Annotated in this window: 1 pseudogene; it reads left to right on the top strand. The window is 35.2% G+C overall.

Annotated elements, in window-relative coordinates:
* Positions 1-261 (top strand): annotated as a pseudogene (locus tag GNE10_RS35210) (hypothetical protein); the annotation flags it as partial.

The raw sequence follows: 261 nt of genomic DNA, 5'->3' as shown, positions 1-261 counted from the left end.
TTGTAAAATAATTATTAATCCAGAAACAGTACAATATCCCGATAAATGGGTTAAACGCAGTCAGCTTATAAGTAATGAAAAGCCTGTCAGAGACGAGCAGCAAGAAGAACGCAACCAAATACTCGGTAAAATTAACGAACGCCCTACAATCATGTTCCAAGATAAAGAGCAAAAATTAGTAGGGCTTTTAGGATTAGCAGTTGATGAAAATATAGCCGAAAAAACCAAAAAGTATCTCGAAAAAGTAGGAGTATCATACGA

The organism is Nostoc sp. 2RC, from assembly GCF_014222165.1.
GTDB lineage: Bacteria > Cyanobacteriota > Cyanobacteriia > Cyanobacteriales > Nostocaceae > Nostoc > Nostoc linckia.
Note: the sequence above shows the minus strand (reverse complement) of the source record. Positions and strands in the feature narration are given on the sequence as shown.